We start from the raw sequence: 8,822 nt of genomic DNA on the forward strand, positions 1-8,822 counted from the left end.
ACATAGAGCAGCATGAACGCGCCCGTTTTTTGCTTGCTTCTTCCGGATAACTTCGGCGATGGGCGCCGGATTCTTTTCGATAAAGGACCGCTTTGTGCGGCGATGAGCATATGGGCCGATTCGAACCAATCCGCGAAGCAGTGTATGTTGCGCCGCAACCTTCGGTGGAGGGGCGCGTGGCGATGGACATCGTTTATATCGAGGGGCTCACGGGGCAGACCGTGATCGGCATCGACAAGAGCGAGCTGCATGATCCGCAGCCGGTGCGGATGAGCCTTGCTATCGGAGTGCCTTCGTTGCGCGCCTGCGTGACGGATCGCATCGAGGATACGGTGAATTACGCTGCAGTGCGGGAGGCGATTCATGCGCTGCTCGCGTCGCACGGATTGCAGTTGCTGGAGGCTCTCGCGGAGCGCATCGCGCAGATGGTCATCGCGGATTTTGGGGCGCATTGGGTGAGGGTGAATCTGGCCAAGCCAGCGAAGTTTGATGATGTCGAGGCCGTAGGCGTCGTGATCGAGCGACGACGCAGCGTCGATGTGGGGGCTGGGGCTAGCCCGGTTAGCCTTGCCTGGATCGGGCGGGGATATGTGCCGGAATGAGGTTTTTTGGTTTTCGATTCTGCCGTTGCTTTCGTTTTTTCGCTGGATCCCGTTTTCGCGTCGGTCTATTGGCGTTGCCCCTGTGCGGGGCGGCAGTCACTTTCTTTGCTGCTGCAAAGAAAGTAACCAAAGAAACAGCTATCCCCATCCAAAGTACTTCCAGCCGGCCCCGGCACAGAAGCACTCTCGTGGTCCGGCAGTAGCGAGTGCCCTCATAGGTCCAATCGGGCTTGGATCGCGCACGGTCTGACAAGCTAGAACATTAAGGACGCTGGTTCAGCACCAAATAGCTCCGGCACAGCGCTACGCGCTGCCGACGGGTCTGCAAGGGAAACCAACGGACCACAAATGCAGTGAGATAGAAGCGTTAGAAAGGAAGCACACGCATCCCCGATGGACCGGTCGGCCGCGAAGCGGGCCGGAGCTATTTGGCGCCTTACCAGTCAGTTAAGTGGTGCGATGTGACAGAGCGTGCGCGATCCAAGCCCGGTAAGGCCTATGAGGGCACTCGCTACTGCCGGACCACGAGAGTGTTTCTGTGCCGGGGCCGGTGTGAAGTGCTTTGGATGGGGATAGCTGTTTCTTTGGTTACTTTCTTTGCAGCAGCAAAGAAAGTGACTGCCGCCCCGCACAGGGGCAACGCAAATAGACCGACGCGAAAACAGGAAATCCATAGAAGCGCGAGCGAACCGCCCACACCAAAAACCCTATTTCACCGCAGCCTTCTGCTGAATCCCACAAGCCTTAAACGCATCCTTCTGCAGCTCCCGAAACTTCTTGGTCTGCGCCTTAGCGCGTTCGACCCGAAACTCCGCCCCTCCTTCCCCACCAAGCGTGGCGTATTTGGAAAAAGTAGACTGCTCGACATAATCGTCATAAGTAAGCACTTCGGCGATCTTGTCGATCGCACAAGAGCACTTATACACGTTGGCGAAGTCGTGCCCATTCTCGTCCATGCACCCGAGCACATATTCCACGCGCCCTTCGGTCGGATAATTGTGGGTCTTGGCAGGCACAGCGCCCCCGCCCCCACCCGCGGCGAACGAAAGCGGCGAAATCAGCGAGAGGCAGGCGAGCATCGTCAGCGCGCGGCAACGTGGGGTCATGCGATGAGCCTCGAAGTGATCGAAACGAATCAGGAAGCAGCCGGCACAGAAACCCGCGCCGGCCCGGCAAAAAAATCAGTCCGGCGAGAACGGATGCGACATCGTTCCCTTCTTCGATACTACCTCGTTCGCCGACGGCTCGCCCGACACCGCGCGCTGAAGCGCTTCCTTCGTCGCCTGATAGTTGAAGTCGTGGATCTTCTGGTCGTCGTCCGCTTCCCAGTGGATGAACACACCGACGCAAATGAACAGGTCGTCGGCCTCATCGGCGGGAATGATGCCGCTTTCCACGCTGTCGGCGACCGCCATCGCCACCGCGCGCTGCGCCGGGCCGAACATCTGCACGGCCTGCTTGGCGCCCTTGATCGTCACCTTGTTGAAGAGAATCGTGTTCGGCTTCGTCATCAGATTCGGCGCGACCACGGCAAGCAGCGACGTGAAGCCATCCTTGTTGTTCGTGAGCGCGTGGCAGAACGCGGTCTCCGCAGCGGAGCCTCGCGGTCCGATGATCAAGTCGATGTGTGCGACCTCGTTGCCGTCGCCGATGAGCGACTCTCCCACCAGGACGCGGTTGATCTTGGCCATGCTGTTCCTCCAGTGATGTGTGGTTCTAGGGACTAGCGACTTGCTCTCGACTCGCGACGGTCAGACTCGGGTCCGCGCAAGGCTCGCGGTTGCACCGGTTTCCGATGTGACCGCTCAACCGCGAACTTCCTAACATGTTCCGTGCCAATTTTCGGTCCGCGCGGGCAGGCTTCATGCATTCATCGGGGACGTCATCAGCGCGACGAACAGCGTCGCCACCGCGAGGTCCGCGCTCGTGCCGGGATTGATGCCGCGCGCCTTCAGTCCGGCGTCCCACGCATCGAGCTCGGGCGACTGCGCGGCACGTCCCGCCGCGCGCCAGTTCGCGCGATGCCAGGCGGCATCGCGCGTGACACTTTGCGCCACCGCCGCGCCCTGCTTGCGCACAATGTGCGAGTCGGGCCACGTCGCGAGAAAGGCCAGGAACGCGTCGAGCATCGCGCGATGCTCCGTCGCCGGCGTCGTCGTGCCCGCCGCGTCGAGGCCCGCGCCGAAGATATCGGCGAAACCGTTCTCGTACTGGCGCGCGATGCTGTCGCGATCCGCCGCGAGCATCATCGCCGCGCGCAAGGTCACGGTCGGCGGCGCGTGGACGGGCTGCTCGGGCGCGTCGCCGAGGCCGCCCGGATTGGCGAGCGCGATCGCGCGATAGGCGAGGCGCGCATCGTCGATATCGAGGTCCGCGAGCACGCGCACGGTCGACGCATGCCAGCGCGATGCATCGATCGATTCGTCCGCTCCGAAGCGTTCGAGCGCCGCGCACAAGGGCGCCGCGAGCAGCACGATGCCTAGGTTCGTGTTGCAGCCGACGGCATCGAAGGTGCGGCGCACGGCATCGAGAATGCGCGCGCCCACGCGTGCGCCCGGCGTGAACAGGCCCGACGCCGCCGTGCCCGCGCTCGCGATGAACTGCGCCGACGTCATGTTGTGCCCCGCGCTCGCGACGCTCACGTTGCCGGGCTTCCTCGTCTCGACATCGAGCCTGCACGCGCGCAGGAACGCGGTGCGCGCGCGCCCGGCGAGCGGCGCGCTAGCGTTGGCCATCGCCGCTGGCGAGCGCGAGCCCGCCCTTCGAAGCGGGCAGCTTGCGATCGAGCAGATCGTCGACCAGCAGCGTCGCGATATCGCGCGACGTCACCGATTGCAGGCCGCGCCAAGCCGCGACGCCATTCACTTCGAGCACGACCGGCCGCCCGCCGTCCGACGGAATCAGATCGACGCCCGCGTAATCGAGCCCGAGCGCCTCGGTCGCGCGCACGGCGATCTCCGCGAGCGCGGGCGTCAGTTCGGCGCGCTCGCAACGCGCGCCGCGCGCGAAGTTGTGAATCCAGTCCTCGCCGCCGACGCGCTTCATCGCCGCAACGGCCTCTCCGCCGATCACGAGCACGCGCCAGTCGAAGCCGGGCTCGCCCGCATCGACGTAACGCTGCAGATACGCGACCTGACTGAAGGGCTCGAGCGACGGCAGACTCACGCCGGGTTTCTGCAGGCCCTTGCCCTGCGAGCCGAAGAGCGGCTTCATCACGACTTCGCGTCCCGCAGCCGCCTCGCGCATCAGCACGCGCTGCGCAAAAGCCGCCGATTCGCCCGCCCATGTCGCGGGCGTCGGCACGCCGTAGCGGTTGAGGAGAAAGCTCGTCATCGACTTGTCGACGCTGCGCTCGATCGCGCGCGCATCGTTATAGACCGGCACGCCGCTTTCGCGCAGCGCATGCAGCACGCCGAGCCGCAACGTGACCTGCTCGAAGGTGCCGCCCGCGATGCCGCGCACGAACACCGCGTCGGGCAGCGTGTGGCCAAAGCCGGGTATCGCGAGTCCGTGCGGCTTCCATGTCGTGTCGATGCGGCAATCGGCGAGATCGACGCAACGCGCCTCCACGCCGCGCGCGCGGAACGCTTTCCTGAGGCGGCTCGTGTGCCAGCCGGTTTCATCGGTCATGATGGCCACGCGCAGAGTCATGCCGTATCTCCGAGCCATTGCGCATCGAGCAGGGGTTTATCGACCTTGCCGCCGTGATACGTCGCGCCGCTTTCGAGACTCGACACCCACACTTCGGCGGGCGCGAAAAGCGCCGGGTCGATCTGATAGAAGTCGTAGTTGAACGACGTGAAGATGTCCGCGAACGGACGCCCGTAATCGCGCGCATTCGATGACGGCAGTTCGGCCGCGAGGCGCTTCGCGGCCGCATCGCTCTTCACGGTCAGATGCACGCGGCCGCCGTAGAGAATCGCGTCGTTGGTGCGGCCCATCGCCTGGATGCCGTCGGGCGAGGGCGGCGGCAAGGGCGCGCTGCCGCTGCCTTCGACGACTTCGCCCAGATCGACACCGAGCACATGCGTCTTGTGCAGCGCAACTTCCACGACGCGCGCAACGACCTGCACCGTGCCCGCCACAGAGTGTGTCGGCGTCACGGCGATCACGAGGTTCGCCGGTTCGAGGCCGCAATCGTTGAGCACCTTGTCGATGACGACCTGCGGCGGCAGACGATCCACTTCCAGCACGAGCGCGCCGCGATCGTGCCGGTCGCGATAGCCGAGCTCGTCGAAAAGCAGCTCCTTGCACGCGAGCGCGCGCGCCGGGCCGGAGCCGAGCGAGAAGAACTTCTTGCCGCCGGTCTGCTCCTTGGTCGCCGAAAGGCTCCAGCCCGCGTACTGGCTCGCGAGACACGCGAGCACCGGATTGCTCGTATGCACTTCGATGAAGCCCGGCCAGAGCGGCGCGCCATCGAACGCGACGCGGCGCGCGACATGCCCGAGCCCGCCCATGCAGATGCGCGCGATCAGGATGCCCGCGTCGGCGCTGCCTTTGGCATTCACGCCCGCATCGACGATGACGGTGCCGCCGTCCGTGCGCGTGATGTCGACATGAAGGCGCGCGGCATCGTCGATGAGACGTGCGACGAGGCGCGCGCTCGATCCATTGACGCTCATCGCGGCGTCCGCCTGAAAAGTTGAAGTCATGGTCTGGATAAGGTGTCGATGCGTTGCAGAAGGCGCGCGTGCTCGCGATCCAGCGCATCGCGCAAGCCGGAGAACGCGGGCGCGGACACGGTCGTCGTGCAGACGGGCTGGCCCGCTTCGATGCGCGCGCCCGGCAGCGGGATGTCGTGGCACACGGGGTCGCCGAAGCATGCGTCGCTGAAGGCCTGCGACGCGGTGAAGCCTTCATGCGCGAACACGACGCGCTGTCCCGCGTAAAGCGGCGGCGTTCGCGCGAGCGTGTCGAGCGTGTGCGGCAGATCGCCGTCGAGGCACGCGTCGAGATGCGCGCCGATCAACCCGCGCGGCCAGGCGTCGGGCCATGCGGCTTCGTAGAGCGCCATCGTCGAGGACGGGCGCGTGTTGATTTCGAGCACGTCGAAGGCGTCGCCGTCGAGCAGAAAGTCGATGCTGTTCAGGCCCGTCAGATCCGTGCGCCAGACGATTGCGTCGATGGCCTCCACGATGCGCGCCGCGATGTGCGCGGGCAATTGCACCGGCCCGAGCGAGCCCGCGTGCACGAAGGGCAGCCGTCCCGCTTCGACCGTCAACTGCTCCGCGAAGCCGATCACCGCCGCTTCGCGATGCGCGGCGAGGAACAGCGCGGACATCGAGCGGCCTTTCGCGAGCCGCTGAAAATACGCGCCCGCAGGCACGCGCTCGATGTCGTCGGCCCGTTCGATATGCGTGCCGCCGCAGCCGTCGGAGCGCTTGACGAGCCAGCCGTCGCGATCGGCGGGCGGCGCGAAGCGCACTTCCGGATGCGCGATATGCGCTTCGTCGAGCAGCGCGAAGAAGCGCCGCGGATCGCGCACCGCCGCCGCCTGCGCGCCGTTGCCGATGAAACGCGGCACGCGCGGCGCGCGCGACAGCTCGGCCGCGAGCGGCTCCAGTCCGCTCGTCACGATGAGGCCGAGCATGCGCGGCAGCCGTGCGGCACATTCGAGCGCATCGTAGAGACGCGTTCTGTCGATCGACAGGCCATTGCCGCCGATATCGAACCACATGCCCGCGTGCTCGCGCGTATCGCGATCGCCGAAGATATCGAGCGCGACGACATTCAGCCCCGCGCGCGCCGCCGACTGCGCGAGCAGCCGCGCCGACAGTCCCGCGACGGCGACGCGCGGCGCACGAGAGGCATCGACCGAAATCATGAACTCTGTCCCGCGACGATCGCGCGGGCTTCGTCGAATGCTTCGGGAAAGCCGAGATAAACCGGCTTGCCGCCGGTGCGCATGCGCAGGAAGAGCCGATGCTCGGCCTGATACTTCACGTTGCCGATCGCGAGCGCGCCGATGCCGACCGCATCCGCGCGCGCCGCGCCCGGGAGCGGCTTGCCGTCGTCCATCACGTTGACGCCCGCGATGCCTTCGGGCGGCACGGCGTTCACATCGGCGGCGATCAGGAGGTTCTTCGCGTGCGCGAGATCGGCGGAGGTCATCACCTGAACCCCCGCTACTGCCGTCGCGAACACCACTTCCGCGCGCGCGAGCTCGCGCTGCAAGTGATCCGGCGTGCCGGTCGCGACGCCCGAGGTCGCGATGTCGAAGCGGCGATTGATCTCGTCGCTCACCTGTGTCGCGCGCGACTGGCTCGAATGGCTCGCGACGGCGACATCCGCGCCGAGCGAAGCGGCCATCGCCGCCGCGACGCGGCCGACCGCGCCGGTGCCGCCGAGAATCAGCACGCGCTTGCCGCCGAGATCGACGGAATGCGCGGTGCGCAGATGCTTTTCCGCGAGCGCGACGAGCGCGGCGGCCGTCGTGTACGCGCCGCTCGGATCGGTGAAGACGGAGACTTCGAAGGGCGGGACCATCGCGTTGCGGGCGCGTTCGAGCATGTCGGCGGCGAGCATCACATCGCGCCCGCCGATGAAGATGCCGGTGCGCGACACGCCCTTCGGCCCGCGCGAGAAGATCGCGTCCTGCGTGAGCTGGACGACGCTGTCTTCGTCGACGTTGCAGTAGGGCACGACGATCTGATAGCCCGCGTCGGCGGCCATGTTCACATCGAACGGGCTCATTTGCGGCGTGCTGGTGAACATGTGCAGGACGTAGGGTCTTTCGGTGGCTTCGGGCATGGCGATGGACTCGTCTGTCGTGTGGATGTCGATTGAATCTGTTCCGTGCGTCTCGCGTTTTACGCGGCATTTGCGCCGTGATGGCGCCGGCCTGCCGCGCGCCATGTCGCGCCGCGATTGCGTCCGGCGGCGATCGTGAACGCGAGCGGCGCGCCTTGCGTGGCGCGTTGCGCGGCGGCGAGCGCGCGTTCGGCGTCCTGCGCGCTCGCGACGAACGCGAAGCCGACCGGCCCCCACGAGGTCTGACCGATGCCCGCTTTCTGCTCGGCCGCGACGGCTTCGAGTGCGCGCGCGACGGCGGGACTCGCGAAGACGCCGCCTTGCACGGGCGCGAAGTATTCGCCGATGGTTTGCTGCAGGTCGCAGATGGCGTCGGCGAAGGTGTCGAAGTCGCTTTCCGCGACGGCGGGCAGGATGCGCAGCAGCACGAGATGGCTGAGATGCGCGGCGAGCGTCGCGGGGAAGGGCGCGAGCGATGCGAGGCCGCGCTTTTCTTCGTCGCCGTGCAGGCCTTCGCGCGAGGTGTCGTCGATGAGGAGGATGCGCCACGCTTCGGGGAACGGCTGGCGCGCGATGAGCGGTGGGAGCGTTGTCCTCGACGCGTTGCGCGCATCGCGGCCGCCGTCGACGATCAGGCCGCCGTGATCGAAGCCGTGTATGCCGATGCCGGAACGCGCGCCGCGCGCGAGGATCGCGGCGATATCGGCGGTGCTCGCCTCGTGGCCGCGCACGCGGGCGAATGCGGTGCCGAGCGCTAGCGCGAGCTGCGTGCCGGAGCCCAGGCCCGTGTGGGCGCGTGGCGTTTCGTGGACCTCGATGTCGATCGTCGGGCCCTTGCCTAGCGCGGCTTCCAGTTGCCTGATGTGCTGTTCTATGCGTTCGCGCTGGGGTTCGATTGCTGCGCCTTCGATGATCGCTTTTCGGGTTGCCGCGTGTGCTTGCCGCGCTGTGACGCGTGTGCCATGTGTGTCGATGGCGAGGCCCACGCTGCCGAATACGCGGCCCAGCGAGCCGTTCGGATCGATGAAGCCAAGATGCAGGCGCGCAGGCGATTCGACTGTGATCGCCGAGGGCGGCGATATGCGTCCAGGGGTGGTCGGCATCGGGATTTGACTTCCTGTTTGGGCGGATTTTTTTAGGGCCTTGGGGTTAGGCAAATCCTGTACCAGGAGGGGGTGGGGTGGGTTCGGTGGTCGGCTTGCGCTTCTATGGACTTCCCGTTTTCTTAGTGGTCTATTAGCGTTGCCCCTATGCGGGGCGGCAGTCACTTTCTTTGCTGCTGCAAAGAAAGTAACCAAAGAAACAGCTATCCCCAGCCTAAGCACTTCATGCCGGCCGCGGCACAGAACTTCGCAAGTGGTCCAGCAGTAGCGAGTGCCCTCATAGGCCTAATCGGGCTTGGATCGCGCACGGTCTGACAAGCTAGAACCTTGAGGGCGCTGGTTCAGCACCAGATAGCTCCGGCACAGC

9 protein-coding genes are annotated in these 8,822 nt (G+C 65.8%); 1 reads left to right on the top strand and 8 read right to left on the bottom strand.

Annotated features, from left to right (window positions below; translation table 11 throughout):
• The first annotated feature begins 110 nt into the window (after positions 1-110).
• A complete protein-coding gene (locus AWB78_RS35830; protein WP_074173611.1) occupies positions 111-602 on the top strand; it encodes a dihydroneopterin aldolase in 492 nt (163 codons plus the stop codon).
• Positions 603-1,309: 707 nt separating this feature from the next.
• On the opposite strand, the gene AWB78_RS35835 is transcribed toward AWB78_RS35830, so the two are convergent.
• The 8 genes from AWB78_RS35835 to AWB78_RS35870 form a co-directional block, all read right to left on the bottom strand.
• Complete coding sequence (locus AWB78_RS35835) at positions 1,310-1,708, bottom strand: hypothetical protein (RefSeq protein ID WP_062611457.1); 399 nt, start codon at positions 1,706-1,708, stop codon at positions 1,310-1,312.
• Between the two features lie 75 nt (positions 1,709-1,783).
• On the bottom strand, positions 1,784-2,293 hold the full coding sequence (gene fae, locus AWB78_RS35840; RefSeq protein WP_062611458.1) for a formaldehyde-activating enzyme: 510 nt from the start codon (positions 2,291-2,293) through the stop codon (positions 1,784-1,786).
• Positions 2,294-2,464: 171 nt separating this feature from the next.
• A complete protein-coding gene (locus AWB78_RS35845) occupies positions 2,465-3,337 on the bottom strand; it encodes a triphosphoribosyl-dephospho-CoA synthase (RefSeq protein ID WP_062611459.1) in 873 nt (290 codons plus the stop codon).
• Positions 3,324-4,253, bottom strand: coding sequence for an ATP-grasp domain-containing protein (locus AWB78_RS35850; protein WP_096031898.1), 930 nt, complete (start codon positions 4,251-4,253; stop codon positions 3,324-3,326). The genes AWB78_RS35845 and AWB78_RS35850 overlap by 14 nt, the downstream gene beginning before the upstream one ends.
• Positions 4,250-5,254 carry a methenyltetrahydromethanopterin cyclohydrolase gene (mch, locus tag AWB78_RS35855; protein ID WP_062611461.1) on the bottom strand — a complete coding sequence of 335 codons (1,005 nt, stop codon included), beginning with the start codon at positions 5,252-5,254 and terminating at the stop codon, positions 4,250-4,252. Before mch ends, AWB78_RS35850 begins: the two co-directional genes overlap by 4 nt.
• Positions 5,251-6,426, bottom strand: coding sequence for an ATP-grasp domain-containing protein (locus AWB78_RS35860; RefSeq protein WP_062611462.1), 1,176 nt, complete (start codon positions 6,424-6,426; stop codon positions 5,251-5,253). The genes mch and AWB78_RS35860 overlap by 4 nt, the downstream gene beginning before the upstream one ends.
• Complete coding sequence (locus tag AWB78_RS35865) at positions 6,423-7,352, bottom strand: NAD(P)-dependent methylenetetrahydromethanopterin dehydrogenase (protein WP_062611463.1); 930 nt, start codon at positions 7,350-7,352, stop codon at positions 6,423-6,425. The genes AWB78_RS35860 and AWB78_RS35865 overlap by 4 nt, the downstream gene beginning before the upstream one ends.
• Before the next feature lie 59 nt (positions 7,353-7,411).
• Positions 7,412-8,455 (bottom strand): beta-ribofuranosylaminobenzene 5'-phosphate synthase family protein, encoded by a 1,044-nt coding sequence (locus AWB78_RS35870; RefSeq protein ID WP_062611464.1) that lies wholly within the window; start codon positions 8,453-8,455, stop codon positions 7,412-7,414.
• Positions 8,456-8,822 lie beyond the last annotated feature (367 nt).

Origin of the sequence: Caballeronia calidae, from assembly GCF_900044055.2 — a bacterium.
Lineage (GTDB): Bacteria > Pseudomonadota > Gammaproteobacteria > Burkholderiales > Burkholderiaceae > Caballeronia > Caballeronia calidae.